Origin of the sequence: Streptomyces cinnamoneus (assembly GCF_014650495.1) — a bacterium.
In the GTDB taxonomy this organism is placed as follows: Bacteria; Actinomycetota; Actinomycetes; order Streptomycetales; family Streptomycetaceae; genus Streptomyces; species Streptomyces cinnamoneus.
In genome coordinates, this window is the sequence record NZ_BMVB01000001.1 from 437,347 (window position 1) to 456,474 (window position 19,128).

At 73.0% G+C, this 19,128-nt stretch carries 16 protein-coding genes; 13 read left to right on the top strand and 3 right to left on the bottom strand.

From position 1 onward, the window contains the following. Positions 1 to 126: 126 nt before the first annotated feature. From IE182_RS01920 to IE182_RS01930, 3 genes are all read right to left on the bottom strand, one after another. Complete coding sequence (locus IE182_RS01920; protein ID WP_190107816.1) at positions 127 to 360, bottom strand: hypothetical protein; 234 nt, start codon at positions 358 to 360, stop codon at positions 127 to 129. A 52-nt stretch (positions 361 to 412) separates the two neighbouring features. After that, a complete protein-coding gene (locus IE182_RS01925) occupies positions 413 to 1,294 on the bottom strand; it encodes a hypothetical protein (RefSeq protein WP_190107817.1) in 882 nt (293 codons plus the stop codon). Between the two features lie 142 nt (positions 1,295 to 1,436). Further along, positions 1,437 to 2,360, bottom strand: coding sequence for an MBL fold metallo-hydrolase (locus IE182_RS01930; RefSeq protein WP_190107818.1), 924 nt, complete (start codon positions 2,358 to 2,360; stop codon positions 1,437 to 1,439). 140 nt (positions 2,361 to 2,500) lie between these two features. Between IE182_RS01930 and IE182_RS01935 the strand changes: the two genes are divergently transcribed. From IE182_RS01935 to IE182_RS01995, 13 genes are all read left to right on the top strand, one after another. Next, positions 2,501 to 3,415: an AraC family transcriptional regulator gene (locus tag IE182_RS01935; protein ID WP_190107819.1), complete on the top strand. Its 915-nt coding sequence runs from the start codon at positions 2,501 to 2,503 to the stop codon at positions 3,413 to 3,415. Between the two features lie 67 nt (positions 3,416 to 3,482). Continuing rightward, positions 3,483 to 4,229: a Mut7-C RNAse domain-containing protein gene (locus IE182_RS01940; RefSeq protein WP_190107820.1), complete on the top strand. Its 747-nt coding sequence runs from the start codon at positions 3,483 to 3,485 to the stop codon at positions 4,227 to 4,229. Positions 4,230 to 4,300: 71 nt separating this feature from the next. Next, positions 4,301 to 4,570, top strand: coding sequence for a DUF1876 domain-containing protein (locus IE182_RS01945; RefSeq protein WP_190107821.1), 270 nt, complete (start codon positions 4,301 to 4,303; stop codon positions 4,568 to 4,570). Between the two features lie 94 nt (positions 4,571 to 4,664). Then, on the top strand, positions 4,665 to 5,087 hold the full coding sequence (locus IE182_RS01950; protein ID WP_190107822.1) for a large conductance mechanosensitive channel protein MscL: 423 nt from the start codon (positions 4,665 to 4,667) through the stop codon (positions 5,085 to 5,087). An 89-nt stretch (positions 5,088 to 5,176) separates the two neighbouring features. Beyond that, positions 5,177 to 6,868: a sensor histidine kinase gene (locus IE182_RS01955; protein ID WP_229844505.1), complete on the top strand. Its 1,692-nt coding sequence runs from the start codon at positions 5,177 to 5,179 to the stop codon at positions 6,866 to 6,868. A gap of 33 nt (positions 6,869 to 6,901) precedes the next feature. Continuing rightward, the gene (locus IE182_RS01960) at positions 6,902 to 7,555 is read left to right on the top strand and encodes a response regulator transcription factor (RefSeq protein WP_190107824.1); all 654 of its coding nucleotides are present in this window, start codon (positions 6,902 to 6,904) and stop codon (positions 7,553 to 7,555) included. 273 nt (positions 7,556 to 7,828) lie between these two features. Then, positions 7,829 to 9,100 carry a phenylacetate--CoA ligase family protein gene (locus IE182_RS01965; RefSeq protein ID WP_190107825.1) on the top strand — a complete coding sequence of 424 codons (1,272 nt, stop codon included), beginning with the start codon at positions 7,829 to 7,831 and terminating at the stop codon, positions 9,098 to 9,100. Then, positions 9,097 to 10,389: an MFS transporter gene (locus IE182_RS01970; protein ID WP_190107826.1), complete on the top strand. Its 1,293-nt coding sequence runs from the start codon at positions 9,097 to 9,099 to the stop codon at positions 10,387 to 10,389. The genes IE182_RS01965 and IE182_RS01970 overlap by 4 nt, the downstream gene beginning before the upstream one ends. Next, complete coding sequence (locus IE182_RS01975; RefSeq protein ID WP_190107827.1) at positions 10,386 to 11,528, top strand: GNAT family N-acetyltransferase; 1,143 nt, start codon at positions 10,386 to 10,388, stop codon at positions 11,526 to 11,528. Before IE182_RS01970 ends, IE182_RS01975 begins: the two co-directional genes overlap by 4 nt. Continuing rightward, complete coding sequence (locus IE182_RS01980) at positions 11,525 to 12,682, top strand: LuxE/PaaK family acyltransferase (RefSeq protein ID WP_190107828.1); 1,158 nt, start codon at positions 11,525 to 11,527, stop codon at positions 12,680 to 12,682. Before IE182_RS01975 ends, IE182_RS01980 begins: the two co-directional genes overlap by 4 nt. Continuing rightward, entirely contained in the window at positions 12,679 to 15,192 is a 2,514-nt protein-coding gene (locus IE182_RS01985; RefSeq protein WP_190107829.1) for an acyl-CoA reductase, read from the top strand. The genes IE182_RS01980 and IE182_RS01985 overlap by 4 nt, the downstream gene beginning before the upstream one ends. A gap of 116 nt (positions 15,193 to 15,308) precedes the next feature. Then, entirely contained in the window at positions 15,309 to 17,834 is a 2,526-nt protein-coding gene (locus IE182_RS01990; protein ID WP_190107830.1) for a sensor histidine kinase, read from the top strand. A 128-nt stretch (positions 17,835 to 17,962) separates the two neighbouring features. Then, on the top strand, positions 17,963 to 18,994 hold the full coding sequence (locus IE182_RS01995) for a GDP-mannose 4,6-dehydratase (protein ID WP_190107831.1): 1,032 nt from the start codon (positions 17,963 to 17,965) through the stop codon (positions 18,992 to 18,994). The last annotated feature ends 134 nt before the right edge of the window (positions 18,995 to 19,128 follow it).

The following is a 19,128-nucleotide window of genomic DNA, read 5'->3' on the forward strand; positions in this document are numbered from 1 at the left end:
CGCGTGCTGGCCAGCGACGTCCGCTACCGCTTCGTCATCGACACCGCGACGATCTGACCGTCCCGCGAGCCGGCCGCATGCGGCACCGGCGGCCGGCCCTCGGGGGCCGGCCGCCGGCCGCGCGGCTCACTCCTCGCCGTGCCGGGCGTCGCGGCGCTCGGCCTCGTCCAGCTCCCGCATCCGCCGGTGGACGGCCTCCCGCAGGTTCGGCGGGGCGTCCCTGTCCGTGGCGCCCGGGCCGGGGGTGCCCGCCCCGGCTCCGGCGGCGGGCGGTTCCCCGGCCTTGAGGCGGTCGATCAGCCGGTGCAGCTGGCGGGCGCGTGCCGTGCGCCTGCCGGTGTCCTTCGCGTTCTCGCCCATCGCAGAACCTCCTCGGGCGGCCGGACGGACCGTGCGGCGTGCCGGCCCTCCCTCAGTCATTGTCCTGCGCCCCGCCCTCCCATGTGCCCTCCGTGCTGCTGCCGGACTGCAGCGCCTGGATCTGCGTGCGCCAGGCCGAGGCCCGCGAGCCGGTGGACTCCTTGACGCGTGCCGTCAGGCTCAGGGCCGCCGAGAAGCGCTCCGAGGTCGGGCCGCTGGCGGCGATGCGCTGCGTCGTCCGGGTGCGGGCGTCGATCGCCGAGCGCAGGCTGCCCGCCCGGGCGGTGAGCTTGCCCAGGTCCCGGAACTGCGGCTTGTCGGTGCCGAACCAGATCTGCTGCCACCAGTGGTCCGTGACCGGGTCGTGCCAGCTCAGGTAGCCGCCGGGCAGGATCTGCCGGGGGCCGGGCAGATGGCCGCCGAAGCTGTAGCGGACGCCGGGCGCGACGACGGGGTCGTAGAAATGGGGCGTGAAGAAGTCCGACATCAGCAGCCCGTTGATCGTGTAGCCGTACTCGGGCGCCTCCGGCGGGTCGGCGACCTCGACCAGGAACTCCACCACTCCCTGCCCCGGCTTCGGCGACTGGCCCGCCACCAGCCGGTTGCCCCCGGGGTCGCCGAGCATCTCCAGCATCTCGTGGCTGGCGGTCAGCGACCAGCTGTCGCTGTACTCGATCAGCGAGAACGGCTGGCCGTTGTCGTCCAGGTGGACGCCCGCCGCGCCCTCCATCCCGATGTCGTCCTTGACGATCATGGGCCAGTAGCCGACGGGGACGTCCTCCAGCTTGTCGAAGGCGTCGACCGAGGCGGGGAGGTTCCAGATCGGGCCGAAGTCGCGGATGGCCTGCTTCTGCAGGGCCGCGGCGACGCGGGTGAGCTGGGAGGGCGTGATCTGGCTCGTCTCGGAGACCAGGGCGAGTTGGGTGACCAGCATGTCGGCTTCCGGCTTTCTCCTGAAGGGGCAACGGGCGTCGGAGTGCCTCATGCATGCCGTGCCCGGGCCACGGGTTCACCGTTCGTGCCCCATGACCGCCCGCATGGAGCAGCCCCCGCAGTCACCCCTCCTGCCGACGGGCTCAGCGGGTCCGGTCGAACGGTGCCCACCGGGTGACGGCGAACCCGCCGCCGTCACGGCGGACTTCGGCGCCGCCGTGGCCGGGAAGGTGCGCCGGGAAGACCAGCGCCCGGGTCTCGGCGGCCTGCTCCAGGATCCGCAGCCGGGAGCGGGTGGCGGCCACCTGGTCCTCGCTCAGGCAGGTGTCGCACTCCGGGTGGGCGATCTGCAGCGGGCTGTGCACCAGGTCCCCGATGAACAGCGCACGGTCCGTGCCGGATTCCAGCCGCAGGACCGACGAGCCCGGCGTGTGCCCGGGGGCCGGTTCCAGGGACAGGTGCTCGTCGATGCGGTATCCGTCCTCCCACAGCACTGCCTGGCCGGCCCGGTGCACCGGTGCGACGCTGTCCTCGAACATGTTGCCGCCCGCGAGGTCGATGCCCACGCCGCCGAGCGCGCCGCGCCTGCGGCCGTTGCCGGCCGGGTTCCAGTAGTCGAAGTCGGCCTTGGCGATGAGGTAGGTGGCGTTGGGGAAGGTGGGGACCCACTCGCCGTTCACCAGACGGGTGTTCCAGCCCACGTGGTCGGCGTGCACATGGGTGTTCACCACGACGTCCACGTCCTCCGGGCGGACCCCTGCGGCCAGCAGCCGGCCCAGGAAGTCCGTCCGCAGTCCGGACCATGCGGGCATGTGCGGCCGTTCCTTGTCGTTGCCCAGACCCGTGTCGACGAGGATCGTCCGGCCCCCGCTGCGCAGCACCCACGTCTGCACGTTGGCCACCAGGGCGTCCGTCTGCGGATCCCAGAAGTCCGGGGCGAGCCAGGACGCGTTGTCCTGCCACATCCGGGGCGTGCTCGCGGGGAAGATGTCGGTGGTGGGGGCGACCGGTGCGTGCCATTCCACGACGCGGGTGACGTCCACGCCGCCCAAAGTGATCGTCTGCATGTCCTCGACGCTATGCGGCGCCGATGAGACGGCCAATACGTGTCCGTCGCCGCTTTATACGTCATCGTCTCGCCCGGCGGTGCTCGGGGTCGTCGGGGGCGGCCGTGGGCCCGGGGCGTCCGGGCTGCATACTCGGGCCCATGGACGTGCTCAGTGACACCATGGCCGCTCTGCGCACCGGCCGCCCCTACTCGACGCTGTCCGAACGGCGCGGAAGGTGGCGGACGGACATCGCGCCCTACGCCGGCGTCGGCTTCCACGTCGTGCTGCGCGGAAGCTGCCGGCTGATCCTGCGTCAGGGTGCGGGGGAGCCGGTGGAGCTCGCCGAGGGCGACGCGGTGTTCCTGCCGCACGGCACCGCCCACGCGCTCGCCGGCGACTCCCCCGAACCCACCGTCCTGCTCTGCGGCGCCTACCGGCTCGACCGGTCCCGCGCCCACCCGCTGCTGGAGGACTACCCCGAGGTCATCCGGCTGCCCACGCGCCCCGGCCGGCACGCCGCGCTGGCCGCCACCGTCGTCCTCCTCGGCGACGAACTCCAGCGTCCCGGGCCCGGAACGGACGCGACCTTGCCGGCGCTCCTGGAGCTGATGCTCGTCTATCTGATGCGCGCCTGGTACGAGGAACGGACGGCGCAGCAGGCGGACACCGGCTGGTGCCGGGCGCTGGCCGACCCGGCCATAGGCATCGCGCTGCGCGCCCTGCACGCCGACCCGGCGCAGCCGTGGACGGTGGCCGGACTCGCCGGCCGGGCGGGCCTGTCCCGGGCGGCGTTCGCCCGCCGGTTCGCCGCCCTGGTCGGCAGACCGCCCCTGGCGTACCTCACCTGGTGGCGTCTGACCCTGGCCGCCCGGCTGCTGCGGGAGTCCGACGCGCCGCTGGCGGCGGTCGCCCAGCGCATCGGCTACACCTCGCAGTTCGCCTTCGCCCATGCCTTCAAGCGCGCCTACGGCGTCTCCGCGGGCCGCTACCGGCAGGAGCGGCTGGCGGACCACGAACAGGTGAACGTCTGGGAGGCGACCACCACCACCGGTGGTCCGGCCGCGGCGGGGTGAGGCCGCTGTGCCGACGGGCCGGAAAAGCCCGGGCACCCCGGCGTGGCGCAATGGCATGCTGTGCTGCGTGAACGGACCTGAAATCCCCTTTGACTTTGCCTCTGAGCTGCGAATCTTCCTTCCCGCCGACCGTCGTCGGCCGGGTACGCCCGTGATCACCGACGGCGTCTCGACCCTGGGGCACGTGGTCGAGTCCCTCGGCGTCCCGCTCACCGAGGTCGGCCGGCTGCTCGTCGACGGACGGGAGGTACCCACCTCCCACGTCCCGGGGCCGGGGGAGTCCGTGTCGGTCGAGGCGGTCACCCGCCCCCAGGAGGTGCCGGGCGCCCCGCTGCGGTTCCTGCTCGACGTGCACCTGGGCACGCTCGCCCGGCGGCTGCGGCTGCTCGGGGTCGACGCGGCGTACGAGAGCGAGGACATCGGCGACCCGGCACTGGCCGCCCTGTCCGCGGCCGAGCAGCGCGTCCTGCTGTCCCGGGACCGGGGGCTGCTGCGGCGCCGGGAGCTGTGGGCGGGCGCGTACGTCTACAGCGACCGGCCCGACGACCAGCTGCGCGACGTGCTCGGCCGCTTCGCGCCGCCGCTGGCGCCGTGGACGCGCTGCACCGCCTGCAACGGCCCGCTGCAGGACGCCGACAAGGACGCGGTCCGCGAGCACCTTGAGCACGGCACGCGCCGCACCTACGACGTCTTCGCCCAGTGCCTTGCGTGCGGGCGGGTCTACTGGCGCGGCGCCCACCACGCGCGACTGCAGACGATCGTCGAGGACGCGGTGCGCGCGTTCGGGGCCGCCCCGGCCCCGGACAGGCCCTAGCCGACGGGCAAGCACATGCGCGATCGGGCGACCGGGTGCACGCTGGAGAGGTAGTGGAGGAGGTGGACGTCATGCAGACGATCGTCGGCTGGCACGTCGAGGTCGAATTCGAAGAGGTCGAGAAGCGGACGCGTGCGGCCGCACTGCTCAGACTCCAGGACGGCACGGAACTGAGGGCGCGCGGCCATGCCACCCGTCACCCGGACGACCCCGAGCAGCTGCGGGTCGGCGAGGAGCTGGCGGCGGCGCGGGCCCTGAACGAGCTCTCCCGGCAGCTGCTGCAGAAGGCCGGGCACGACATCGAAGAGGTCACCCATGTGGAGGCCCACCCCTCGATGTGAGCCGTACACGACGAGGTGACCCGTACACGACTTCGTCGTACGGACCTCGTGCCGCACCGCGGGACCGCGCGGTGCGGGCGGTAGCGTTCAGCGCGTGCTCAAGGGATTCAAGAACTTCGTGATGCGCGGTGACATCGTCACCGTGGCCGTTGGTCTGATCATCGCGCTGGCGTTGTCCACGCTGATCAAGGCGTTCACCGATTCCGTGATCAACCCCATCATCGCGAGCCTTCAGGGCGGGCGCTCCATGGGGCTGGGCTGGCAGCTCGGCCGGGCGGGCAACCAGGCGACGTACCTCGACCTCGGTGCGTTCCTCTCCGCGGTCATCTACTTCCTGATCTTCATGGCCGTCGTCTACTTCTGCATCGTCGTGCCCTACAAGCACGTGCAGGCGCGCCGGGGCGTGGTGGTCTTCGAGGAGCCCGGGCCGCTCAAGACGTGCCCGGCCTGCCTGTCGGAGGACCTGCCCGTGCGGGCCGGCCGCTGCCGGCACTGCGGCGCCGACCAGCTGCCGTAGGCCGTGCCTGCGGGCGATCTACTTTCGTAGGACCACGCCGAGACCTTCGATGAATGTGCCGGGCGGCCGGTGCTGCCTATGGTGCCGGTGTGAATGCAACGCTGTGGGCGCGTGACCTGTGGGAACGGCTGACCGCGCCGGGGGAGTGGTCCCGGCGACGGGTGGCCGGGGAGAGCGCGCTCGCCCTCGTGCTCGGCCTGTGCGGCGCGACGGGGGAGCCCGGGCGCGGCTGGCCGTGGATGATCGGTGCCGGTCTGCTCGCCGCCGTGCTGTCGCTGGTGCGGCGCGCCCTGCCGGCCGGTGCGCTCATCGCGGCGGGCGCGCTGGGCGGGGTGACCGCCGGCGGGATGCTCCTGCTGGGCGTGACGGGCTGGTCGGCCGGGCGCAGGATCCCGGGGGTGCTGCGGGCCCTGGTGGCCGCCGGAGCCTCCTTCCTGCTGTTCGAGGCGTTCGCCCTCTGGAAGGCGCCGGACCAGGCCGTCTTCGTCCTGGTGTTCGGTACGGCGCTGTTCCTGGTGTTCGCGGTGGTCCCCGGGCTCGTCAGCCGCTACCGGATCCAGCGCCGCACCCTGCTGCACACCCTGCAGCAGCGCAACGCCCAGCTGCTGCGCGAGCGCGAGATGGTGGCCGGACAGGCGCGGCTGCGCGAGCGGCAGCGCATCGCCCAGGACATGCACGACAGCCTGGGCCATCAGCTCGCGCTCATCGCCGTGCAGACCGGTGCGTTGGAGGTCGACCGGGAGCTGACCGGGAGTCAGCGCGAGGCGGTCGGTGTGCTGCGGGAGGCATCGGTCGCCGCCATGCAGGAGCTGCGCGAGGTCGTCGGCATCCTCAAGGACGGCACCCCGGAGGAGGAACAGCCCGTCTCCAGGGTGGTGTCCCGCGTCAAGGAGCTGGTCGACGCGGCCGCCGCCGCGGGCCTGCAGGTCGGCCTGGAGCAGTCCGGCCGGACGCGCCCCCTGGCCCCGGCCGCCGACCACACCGGATACCGGATCGTTCAGGAGGGGCTGACCAACGCGGCCAAGCACGCCCCGGGCGCGGCCATCTCCGTCAACCTACGCTATGAACCGGACTCCCTGCTGGTGGAGGTCGCCAACGGGCCGGTCCCGGCGGCCCGCGCGGTGCCGCAGGGGGACGCGGTCAGCGGCGGGCAGGGCCTGACCGGGCTGCGGGAGAGGGCCCGGCTCGTCGGCGGCATGGTGTTCACCGGGCCCGCAGCCGGCGGCGGCTTCCGGCTTGCGGGCGTGCTGCCGTACGACTCCGCCGAGGCCAGGGAGGCCGGGAAGACCGCGACGTTCGTCGACGCGGACGACGACTTTCGGCAGCAGACCGGGATGGGGGCTCTGAGCGACGGTGGACCGGTCATCGACCGGCTGGATCCGCGCGAGGAGTTCAAGGACATCATGAGCACGAAGAAGAGCAACGGCTGCCTCATGGGCTGCGGGTTCGGCCTGCTGATCCTGGTGCTGCTGGCCGTCGCCGCCCTCTTCGGCATAGGGAAGATCGTCGACGAGGCCGACAAGGGAATGATCGATCCGAGCGTCTACGAGTCGGTCACCGTCGGCGAACCCGAGCAGCAGGTGCGCGAGAAGCTGCCCTCGGGCAAGTCCGTCCTCACCTCCGACATCAAGGACAAGCTGCCCGCGGCGCCCGCCGGTACGAGCTGTCTGTCCCTGCTGTCCACCGACACCTCACGGGGGCTGACCACCGACACCGTTTACCGCTTCTGCTTCAAGGACGGGAAACTGTCCGAGAAGCGCGAGTTCCACGTCGAGAGCTAGCGCGCCCGAGCGACCCCAACAGGAGTAGACCAGGTGATCCGCGTCCTCATCGCCGACGACGAGCCCCTCATCAGAGCGGGCATCAGGATGATTCTGACCTCGGCCGACGACATCGAGGTCGTGGCCGAGGCGGCGAACGGGCGCGAGGCGGTCGAGCTGGCGCGGGGACACGGCGTGGACGTCGCCCTCCTGGACATCCGGATGCCGGTGCTCGACGGGCTCACGGCCCTCGGCGAGCTCCGCCGGGCCGCCCCCGGTGTACGGACGCTGATCCTCACCACCTTCGGCGAGCGCGAGAACGTGCTGCGGGCTCTGCGCCAGGGCGGGGCCGGCTTCCTCCTGAAGGACTCGGCACCCGGCGAGCTGATCGGCGCGGTCCGGGCCGCCGCGGCGGGGGACGCGTACCTGTCGCCCGGCGCCACCCGGCACGTCGCCGACTCGCTGGCGACCGGCGCCGTCACCGGCCGGGCCGAGGACGCCCGGCGCCGGGTGGCCCTGCTGAGCACGCGCGAACGAGACGTCCTGGCGCTGCTCGGCGAGGGCCTGTCCAACGCCGATGCCGGCCGGCGGCTGCACATGAGCGAGGCCACCGTGAAGACGTACGTCAGCCGGATCCTCGCCAAGCTGGAGTGCGACAACCGCGTGCAGGCCGCCCTGCTCGCGCGGGATGCAGGTCTTGCGGTCTGAAGCCCCTGAGACGAAAGAAACAAAGGTTTTTAGCCACCTTCGCCTGACATGTGGTCAGGATGGGGGTGGTTTTGCGATATCTTCTACGGCGTTCCCTCGTGATCGTGCGTCCCCAGTGACGCCGGAGCGACGTCGGGAGTGCACGGCACAAGCACCCCGCGGAACGCTGGGCACCGGCAACGCCTGCGGCGGAACTCCCCTTCCTCCGCGGTGCGTTGCCATGCCCTGGCACCGTCCCCGAACTCGTCCCGCATTCTCCTAGGCAAAGGCTGCATGTCCGTCCATCAGCTATCGGACCTCCTGCGTTATACCCGCCATAACTCTCCCTTTTACTCGGACCTCTACGCGGACCTGCCCCCGGGCGCGGACCGCCTCGCCGACCTCCCCGCCGTGGACCAGGAAGCCTTCTGGAAGGCCAACACCCTCCACGACAACAGGGTCCTGACCGGCCCGCTCGGCGAAGCCGTCGTCTACAAGACCGGCGGCACGACCGGCGCCCCGAAGTTCTCCTGCTACACCCGCGAGGAATGGCGGGAGTTCGTGACCGCCTTCGGCCAGGGCCTCGTCGAGGCGGGCCTGCGCCCCGGCCACCGCGTCGCGGACCTCTTCTACGCCGGGGAGCTCTACGCCAGCTTCCTGTTCATCCTCGACTCGCTCGCCCACGCCCCCGTCGACAACGTGCGCCTGCCCATCGGCGGCGGCGCCCCCCTGGAGACGACCGTCCCCACCCTCCAGGACTTCCGGGCCGACGTGGTCGCCGGCACCCCCACCACCCTGTGCCGGCTCGCCGAGTACATCGTGGCGACGGACCGTCAGCTCCCCTTCGTGGAACTGCTGTTCTTCGGCGGCGAGGCGCTCTTCCCCGACCAGCGACGGCTGCTCGCCGCGGCCTTTCCCAACGCCGAACCGCGCTCCCTCGGCTACGCCAGCGTCGACGCTGGCCTCCTCGGCCGCCCCGTACCCGGCCCCGACCCGCGCGTGCACCGCGCCTTCACCCCGCACACCGTCGTCGAGATCGTCGACGAGACCACCGGTGAGCCCATTCACGAGGCCGGCCGCCCCGGACGCGTCCTGGTGACCCAGCTCTACCGCCGCCTCATGCCCGTCATCCGCTACCCCGCGGGCGACCGCGCCGAGTGGACCGACCCCGCCGCCGGCCACTTCCGCATCCTCGGCCGTGCCGAGGAGGGCGTCCGCGTCGGCCCCGTCTCGCTGTACTCCCAGGACGCGCTCGCCGCCGTCGAGGAGGCGGACACCGACGGCCGCGTCACCGGCACCCAGCTCGTCGTGCGCCGCCGGGACGGCCGCGACCAGCTCGTGCTGCGCCTGGCCACCGCCCCCGGCGACGACGACCCGGCCGGCCTGGAGATCCTCGCCAAGGCGGTCGTCACCGAGCTGAACGACGCCCGCCCGCTCTACCCCGACAGCGTCTGCGCCGGATACGTCCACCCGCTGGCCGTGGAGTGGGTGCGCCACAGCGACCTGGTCGTCAACTCCCGGTCCGGCAAGCTCGTCCGGGTCCTCGACGAGAGGCCGACCGCATGACCACCGCGACCACGGACGAGGCGCGCCGCCTGCCGCTCGTCCTGCGCAACCGCGCCTTCGGCACCGTCTGGCTCGGCCAGGTGCTCACCCAGGCCGCTGTCCGCATGTTCCAGGTCGGCGTGTCCTGGTGGCTCATCGCCTACGCCGTCAGCGGCGGCCGCGGACTGGCCTCCGGGCTGTTCATGGCGGTCAGCACGCTGCCCGCCGTGGCCCTGGCGCCCGTCGTCGCGCGGACCGTCGCCCGCTTCGCCCACCGCTCGGTGCTGCGCACCGCGGCCGGCGCGGCGGGCACGGCCGCCGCGGCGCTCGCCGCCTGGGCGTACACCAGCGGCCTCCCGCTGGCCGCCGCCTACGCCGCGACGCTGGCCCTCGCCACCTGCCAGGCGTTCTTCGACCCCTGCCTGACCACCTCCGTGCCCGAACTCGTCGACGACGAGGACATCGAGGCCGCCACCGGCTTCGAGATGTCCACCCAGTCGCTCGCCGGACTCGGCGGGGCCCTGCTCGGCGCCCTGATCGTCGACCGGGCCGGTGTGGCCGGTCTCGCCGTCGGCTGCGCGGCCGCGTACCTGGGCGCCGCCGTGCTCATCGCCACCGCCCGGTTCCGGGCCGCGGACGCACCCGGCGAGGACGCGGCGCAGGCCGCGGGGGAGCAGCGCACGCTGCGCGGCATCCTGGCCGACCTGCCCTTCGTCCGCCGCATCCTGATCTGCTTCACGGCGGCCAACCTCTTCACCACCGCCGTCTTCGTCGTCATCCCGCTCTACACCGCCTCGGTGCTCCACGACGGGGGCGGCACCGTCGCCCTGCTGGAGGCGTCGCTGGGCACCGGCACGCTGATCGGCTCCTTCACCGGGGCCCGGGTGCCCGGCCGTCCCACGGTCACCGGGGCCTGGCTGCTCGGCGCGATGGCCGTGGTGCTCGCCGTGCCCGGTCTCTTCGCCGGACGGTTCGTCATCGCCGGCTGCCTGGTCGTGGCCGGCTGGTGCGTGGGCGTCATCGGCGTCCGCTTCGTGGCCCTGTTCCAGCGGCTGGTGCCCGCGGCCGACAAGCCCGGCTTCTTCGCCGTCATGCAGGCCGTGCTGGGCGCCACCTTCCCGCTCGCCTCGCTGCTGTTCGGCCTGCTCGGCGACCAGCTCTCCGCGCAGACCCTGTGCCTGATCCAGGCCGCCGGACTCCTGCCGGCCGCCTGCGCGCTGGCCCTGCTGCGCGAGCCGGCACCGGACGCCCCCGAGCCCGCCGCCGAAGCCGAACCGTCCCCGCTCGTGGCCGCCGGAGGAGAGAGATGACCGCCACCATCGACCGGGCCACCCCCGCCGACATCGCCGACCTGCGCCAGCTCTACTACGCCGTCTACGGCCCGCACTACCCCGTGGCGCTCGGCACCGACCCCGCCGAGATGTCCCGCCTCATCGCGGACCCGCACTCCCTCTGGCTCGTCGCCCGCTGCTCCCGCACCGGCGGCCTGGCCGGATCGGCGGCCATCCGCAGCGAGGCCGGCAGCCGCACCGGCAAGCTGGAGGGCCTCGCCGTCCACCCGGACCACCGGGCGGCCGGACTGGCCGGGACGCTGACCGAGGAGCTGTGCGCACGGATGCTGGACACCGGCCGGCTGGACTCGGTGTACGCCACCGTCCGCACCGTCAGCGTCGGACCGCAGCGCGTGGTCTCCCGCAACGGCTTCCGGCCGATGGGCGTCCTGCCCAACGCCGTGGCCCTCAACAGCCGGGAGAGCCTCGCGCTCTACGCGCGTCACTCCGCCGGGGTCCTCAGCCGCCGCGTCCCCGTCCCCGAGGTGCCCGCCCCGCTCGCGCCGCTCCTGCGCACCGTCGAGCGCAACCTGGGCATCGACTACGCGGACACCGCCGTCACCCCGCCCCGGCCCACGCCGACGAGCACGACCACGGCACGGCTGGAGATGATCGAGGCGCCCGGCTTCGTACGCCGCCGCTTCCACGACCGCTTCCCCGACGCCGACCGCTGGTTCTACCCGCTGCACACCCCCAACACCCTGCTGGTGGCCGACGACGACCGCTTCGAGGTGTACGCCTACCTCAACCGCACCGGACGCTACTGCGCCCTGGTCGCCGCCCACCCCACGCCCGCCGTCGCCGCCGACTGCCTGGAGGCGATCACCCGGACCCTCACCCGGGCCGGCGCCGGCTACGTCGAGGCGCTGCTGCCGCTCTCCGAACACGGAATGCTCTCCGCCTTCCTCGCCCAGGGCTTCATCCCCAGCGCCCTCTACCCGGCGATGCGCCCGGAGACCGACGGCGACGGCTTCCACGACTACGTCGTGATGTCCCGGACCGCCGAACAGATCGACTTCCGCGGCGTGGTCGTCGACGAACCGCTCCAGCCCTACCTGGACGCCTACGTGTCGGCCTGGGCGTCGACCTACCTGCCCACACTCGAGGTTGCCTCATGAACCCCGTCCATCCCCACCTCGCCCCGATCGACGTTCCCGACCCGGCGCTCCTGCCCCGGCTGCAGGAACTGTGCGACCTGACCGACCCCTACGCCTGCGGCCCCGCCGAAGAGGAACTCTTCGCCGCCGCCATGGCCGAGATCCACGCCTGGCACGCGGACCGCTCCCCCTTCTTCCGGGACCTGTACGCCCACACCGGCCAGGACGAGAAGTACCGCGCCCCCCTGGTGCACGCGAACTTCTTCAAGCGCCACGAAGTGCTCTCCATACCCCGCGACGACGTCCACCTGCACCTGACCTCCTCCGGCACCACCGGACAGAAGTCGCAGATGTTCTTCGACCGCTGGACCATCCGCTCCGCCCAGCGCATGGTGGCCCGCATCTTCGACCGCAACGGCTGGATCACCCCCGACCAGCAGGTCAACTACCTGCTCTCCAGCTACGAGCCCGCCCCCGACCTCAAGCTGGGCACCTCCTTCACCGACAACTACCTCTGCGACTTCGCCCCCGCCCGGGAGGTCGCGTACGCACTGCGCCACACCGGCAGCGGCCACGAGTTCGACCCCTTCGGGACCATCGCCGCCCTGCGCCGCTACGCCGAGGACGACGTCCCCGTGCGCATCCTGGGCTTCCCCGCGTTCCTGTGGTTCGCGCTGGAGCGGATGCGCGCGATGGGGATGCCGCCCCTGACCCTGCCCGAGGGCTCGCTGATCCTCTTCGGCGGCGGCTGGAAGGGCCACGCGGACCGGCAGATCGGCAAGGACGAGCTGTACGGCCGCATCACCGAGCAACTGGGCGTCCCCTCCGAGCGGATCCGCGACACCTTCGGCTCGGTCGAGCACTGCATCCCCTACATCGAGTGCGACCACCACCGCCTGCACGCCCCCGTGTGGTCCCGGATGTTCATCCGCTCCACCCGCACCCTGGAGCCGCTCCCGTACGGCGAGACCGGCTACCTGCACCTCGTCTCCCCGTACATCACGTCCGTGCCGGCGCAGAGCGTCGTCATGGGTGACCTCGCCTCCCTGCACCCCGGCGAGGAGTGCGGCTGCGAGCTGGACACCCCCTGGTTCACCCACCGCGGCCGCGCCGGAGTGAGCCGCAACAAGAGCTGCGCGGTGGCCGCCGCCGAACTGATGAAGGGCATGTCATGACGACCGGGACCGCACCGCTGACCCACCACCACTACTGGCAGGGCGCCTTCATCGACGACGAGGAGGCGGGCCGCCGGCTGGCCGCCCTGCCCGCCACCGTCGAGGCCGCGCTGGCCGGGCCGCTGGAGACCGAGACCGTCCTGGCCGCCTGCGAGCGGCTCGCGGCCGCCCTGCGCGACCCGGCCCACCCCACCCGCGCCCGCCTCGCGGAACACCTGGCCGACGGCGAGGACACCTCCGTCCTCACCGAGCTGGCCGCCTTCCTCGGCCGGCCGGAACTCACCCGCAAGCTCCGCCGCGAGCTCGGCGGCACCACCCCGCAGCGCCTCACCCGCCCCGACGCCAGGGAGACCGTCTACGAGGCGTGGGCTCCGGTCGGCCTGGTCGCCCACATCGCCCCCGGCAACGCCGCCACCGTCGCCCCCCTCAGCCTCGTCGAGGGCCTGCTGGCCGGCAACGTCAACGTCCTCAAGACCAGCAGCGCCGACACCCTCCTCGCCCAGCACCTGCTCGCCGAACTCGCCGCCCTGGACCCCACCGGCGCCATCGCCGAGCGCGTCATCGTGCTGCGCTTCTCCTCCTCCCGGCAGGACTGGCTGCGCCTGATGTGCGCCCCCGCCGACGCCGTCGCGGTGTGGGGCGGCGAGGCGGCCGTCGAGGGCGTGGCCGCCCACGTGCCGCCCGGCTGCCGCCTGGTCGAGTGGGGCCACAAGATCTCGTTCGCCTACCTGACCCCGGACGCCTGGCACGACGGGCGGACCCTGACCGCCCTCGCCGCCGACGTCTGCCTGCACGAGCAGCAGGCGTGCTCCAGCCCGCAGGTGGTCTACCTCGACACCGAGGACGAGAAGGAGGTCTTCGCCTTCGCCGAGCGCTTCGCCGGCGTCCTGGCCGCGATGCCCCCCGCCGTCCGGCAGGAGGAGCCGGGCCCCGCCGAGGAGGCCGAGCTCACCACCACCGAGCTCGTCGCCCGCCTGGAACAGCACCTCGGCCTCACCCGGGTCATCACGGCCCCCGACGGCTCCTGGCGCGTCATGGCCGACACCCGGTCCGCGCTCACCGCCTCCCCGCTGCACCGCAGCGTGTGGGTCAAGCCGCTGCCCCGCAAGCGTGCGCTGGCCACCCTGCGTCCCATGCGCCGCTACCTGCAGACCGCCGGCATCGCCGGCAGCCGTACCGACGTCGCGGAGCTGTCCCGGCTCGTCCTGGCCGCCGGCGCCACCCGCGTCACACCGCTCGGCGCCATGCTCGACGGGTACTGCGGCGAACCGCACGACGGCGTCTACGCCCTGCAGCGCTACAGCCGCCGCGTCGCCGTCCAGGCCGACGAGCGCTTCGCCACCACTGCCTGCCTCGACGACCTGACCCTGCCGGTCTCCTTCCCGGCGCCGGACGGCCCGCTGCTGGACAAGGCCGCCGTCCAGGAGCTCAACGCCGGCGTCGACCCGCGCGACGCCGAGCTGTACTTCCGCAGCGGCGGCAGCACCGGCGCCCCCGCCCTGTCGCTGTTCAGCTACGACGACTACGACACCCAGATGCACGCCGCTGCCCGCGGCCTCCTCGCCGCCGGCTACGACCCGGCCCGCGACCGCACCGCCAACCTCTTCTACTGCGGCGGCATGTACGGGGGCTTCATCAGCTTCTTCTCCATCCTGGAGCGGCTGGGCGGCGTCCAGATGCCGATGGCCGCCGGCCCCGACCACCGGGTCACGGCCGAGATGATCGTCGCCCACGAGGTGGACACCCTCTTCGGCATGCCCTCCTACCTGTGGCAGCTCCTCCACGAACAGGCGGACCTGCTGCGCTCGTACGGCGGCATCCGCAAGATCTTCTACGGGGGCGAGCACTTCACCGAGGAGCAGCGCCGCACCCTCACCGAGACGTTCGGCATCGAGGTCGTCCGCTCCATCACCTACGGCAGCACCGACCTCGGCCCGCTCGGCTACCAGTGCACCGAGTCCGCTGGCGGCGTCCACCACCTGCACGCCGACCTGCACACCCTGGAGATCCTGGAGACCGACGCCGACCGGCCGGTCGCACCCGGCGAGACGGGCCGGCTGGTGTTCACCACGCACGCCCGGCGCGGCCAGAACCTCGGCCGCTACGTCATCGGCGACCTCGGCCGCGCCCTGCCCGGCCCCTGCCCCTGCGGCAACCGGTCTCCGCGCTTCGAACTGCTCGGCAGGGGAGGCGACGTGATGCGGGTGGCCTCCTACTTCCTCAACTACCGCCGCTTCGTGGCCATCGCCGAGCAGGACTGCGGCCACCGCGGCGAACTGCAGGTGGCGCTCAGCCGCTCCAGCGTCCGCGAGCGGCTGACCGTCCGCGCCGAGGACACCGGCACGGACCCGCAGCAGCTGCGCGCGGCCTTCCTCGCGGGCTACGAGGAACTGCGCTCGGCCGTCGGGGACGGGCTGCTCGACCTCGACGTCGAGACGGTGGACGGCGCCGCCCTGGAGCGCACCCCCACCAGCGGAAAGCTGCGCACCGTGGTGGACGCGCGACGCTAGGGGCGACATCCGGCCGTGCGGAGTCAGGAACGTGTCAACGTCCGGCTCCGCACGGTCACCTGCGGCCGGTCCGGGCTGACGATACGTCATGGAACCCCGACCAAGGAGAGCACTCCATGACCGGCACCACGGGCACCCGGCCCGGCCGTCTGAAGGTCTACCTCGGCGCGGCCCCGGGCGTCGGCAAGACCTACCGCATGCTGGACGAGGGATGGCGCCGCGCCCTGCGCGGCACCGACGTCGTCGTGGGCCTCGCCGAATGCCACCACCGCCCGCACACCGAGGAGATGCTCGACGGCCTGGAGGTCCTGCCCCGCCTGCGGTGCTCCACCCCGGACGCCGAGTCCCACGAGCTCGACACCGCCGCCGTCCTGAAGCGCCGGCCCGACGTGGTCCTCGTCGACGAGCTCGCCCACACCAACGCCCCCGGCGCCGGCAACGCCCAGCGCTGGCAGGACGTGGAGGACCTCCTCGCCGCCGGCATCGACGTCGTCACCACCGTCAACATCCAGCACCTGGAGTCCCTCAGCGACGTCGTCGAGAGGATCACCGGACTGCCGCAACACGAGACCGTGCCCGACGAGGTCGTCCGCCGCGCCCACCAGATCGAACTCGTCGACATGGCCCCCGAGGCGCTGCGCCGCCGCATGGCGCACGGCAACGTCTACGCCCCCGAGAAGATCGACGCGGCCCTCTCGCACTACTTCCGCGTCGGCAATCTCACCGCCCTGCGGGAGCTGGCCCTGCTGTGGCTCGCCGAACGCGTGGACGAGACCCTGCAGCGCTACCGCGCCGAGCACGGCATCGGCGGCGTGTGGGAGACCCGCGAACGCGTCGTCGTCGCCCTCACCGGCGGCCCCGAGGGCGAGACCCTGATCCGCCGCGCCGCCCGCATCGCCGCCCGTTCCTCCGGAGGCGACCTGCTCGCCGTGCACGTCGCCCGCAGCGACGGGCTCGCCGGCGCCTCGCCCGCCGCGCTGGCCGGCCAGCGCCGCCTCGTGGAGAGCCTGGGCGGCAGCTACCACACCGTGGTGGGCGACCACGTGCCCGACGCCCTCCTGGCGTTCGCCCGCGCCGAGAACGCCACCCAGCTCGTCGTCGGCGTCAGCCGCCGCGGCCGGCTCCGGCGCGTCGCCGACGCCCGCGGGGTGGGCGAGGCCGTCGTCGAGCTGTCCGGAGACATCGACGTGCACCTGGTCACCCACGAACGCGCGGGCCGCGGCCGCACCCGGCCCGTCCCCGGCCGCGACCTCTCCCGCGCCCGCCGCCTCGGCGGCCCCGCCGCCGGGCTGCTGCTGCCTCTGGCGCTGACCCTGCTGCTGCGCCGGCCCCCGGTCGCCGACGCCCTGGGCCTCAACCTCACCAGCGAGGCGCTGCTCTTCCTGGTGGCCGTCGTCGGCGTGGCCTGCATCGGCGGGGTGGCCTCCGCGCTGCTGGCCTCGCTCACGGCGTCGCTGCTGCTCAACTACTACTTCATCCCGCCCGCGGGCCGCTTCACCATCGCCGAGGCCAACAACGTCCTCGCCCTGGCCGTCTTCGCGCTCGTCGCCGTCACCGTCGCGGCCATCGTGGACCGCTCCCTGCGGCTGAGCCGCCGCGCCGCGAGCGCCACCGCCGAGGCCGGGACCCTCTCCTCCCTGGCCGTCGGCATCCTCCGCGGCGAGCAGGCCGTTCCCGTGCTGCTGGAGCGCACCCGGGAGACCTTCGGCATGGAGTCGGCCGAACTGCGCCCCCGCGGCCGCGAGCCGGGGCGCGCGTCCGCCGGCACGGCACCGGGCCAGGACGGGGCGGAGACCCGGGTGCCCGTCGGCGAGGGGGACGAGCTGGTGCTGCGCGGCCGCGTCCTGCCCGCCACCGAGCACCGCGTCCTCACCGCCTTCGCCGCCCACCTGACGGCCGCCGTGGAGCGCGCCCGCCTCGCCGAGGCCGCCGCCGAGATCGAACCGGTGCGCGCCGCCGACCGGATGCGCACCGCGCTGCTCGCCGCCGTCAGCCACGACCTGCGCACCCCGCTCGCCGGCGGCTGGGCCGCCATCAGCTCCCTGCGCAGCCGTGACGTCGACTTCTCCGCCGAGGACAAGGAGGAACTCCTGGCCACCGCCGAGGAGTCGATGGCCAAGCTCAGCCGGCTCGTCGACAACCTGCTCGACATGAGCCGCATCCAGGCCGGCGCCCTGACCCTGCACCTGCAGCCCACCGCGCTGGCCGAAGTGCTGCCGCAGGCCCTGGACAGCCTGCCGGACACCCCTGCGGGGCGCGTCGTCGTCCACGACGTCGAGCACGTGCCGTGCGTGCTGGCCGACCCGCCCCTGCTGGAACGCGTCCTCGCCAACCTCGTGGCCAACGCCACCCGGCATTCGCCGCCCGGCCGGGCGGTCACCGTCGCCGCCAGCGCGCTGGCCGCACGGGTCGAACTGCGCGTCGTCGACCGGGGGCCCGGCATACGGGCCGCCGACCGCGAACGTGCCTTCGCCCCCTTCCAGCGGCTCGGCGACACCGACAACACCACCGGCCTCGGCCTGGGCCTCGCGCTGTCCCGGGGGCTCACCGAGGCCATGGGCGGCACCCTCACCCCGGAGGACACCCCCGGCGGCGGGCTGACGATGGTCGTCTCCCTGCCCGCCGCACCGGCTCCGGCGTAGTCCGCAAATTCCCTAGTCTATCGGGATTTCATTGACACCCTTCCGGCGCGGCTGCGAGCGTGCGTCGCAATGACGGTCGGACGGCGGGGGGCGGTCTCGGTCCGTGGGCAGGAAGGGAAGGCGACGGGATGACCAGGCGCGCGCTGATCACGGGGATCACCGGACAGGACGGTTCGTACCTCGCCGAACACTTGCTGTCACAGGGATACCAGGTCTGGGGCCTGCTCAGGGGCCAGACGAACCCCAGGACGTCGCGCGTCGGCCACCTCGCCTCCGACCTCTCCTTCGTCGACGGCGACCTCACGGACCAGGCGAGCCTCGTGGCGGCCGTGGACACCGTACAGCCCGACGAGGTCTACAACCTGGGCGCGCTCTCCTTCGTGCCCGGCTCGTGGCAGCAGCCGGAACTGGTCACCGAGGTCAACGGCACGGGCGTCCTGCGGATGCTCGAAGCCATCCGCATGGTGAGCGACCTCAACGGCTCCCGGCACGCCGACGGCGGCCGGATCCGCTTCTACCAGGCGTCCTCCTCCGAGATGTTCGGCAGGGCCGCCGAGACCCCGCAGAGCGAGACCACCGGCTTCCACCCCCGCAGCCCCTACGGCGTGGCGAAGACCTACGGGCACCACATCACCCGCACCTACCGCGAGACCTTCGGCATGTACGCGGTGTCGGGCGTGCTCTTCAACCACGAGTCCCCGCGGCGCGGCACCGAGTTCGTCACCCGGAAGATCTCCCTCGCCGCCGCCCGCATCAAGCTCGGCCACCAGAAGCGGCTCGACCTCGGCAACCTGGACGCCGTGCGCGACTGGGGCTTCGCCGGTGACTACGTGCGCGCCATGCACCTGATGCTGCAGCAGGACGAGCCCGCCGACTACGTGGTGGGAACCGGCCGAATGCACTCCGTCCGGGACGCGGTGCGCTGCGCCTTCGCGTGCGTGGGCCTGCACTGGACCGACCACGTCGTCGTCGACCCCGCCCTCGTCCGGCCGGCCGAGGTGGAGGTCCTGTGCGCCGACAGCCGGCGCGTACGGGCCGAGCTGGGCTGGGAACCGACCGTGGACTTCGCTCAGTTGATGCGGATGATGGTGGAGTCCGACCTCGAACGGCTCTCCCGTGAGCCCGTGCACGGGGGCCTGCTGCCGGCCGCCGGCCGGTAGGGGGGCGGGCGCGCGACGCCGTACCAGTGGCCCGGCCGGGGACGTTCCGGCCGGGCCACTGACGCGTTTCGGACCCGTACCACTGGACCGTACCCCCGACCGAACCGAAGTACCGAAAGCACGAGACCGGTCAA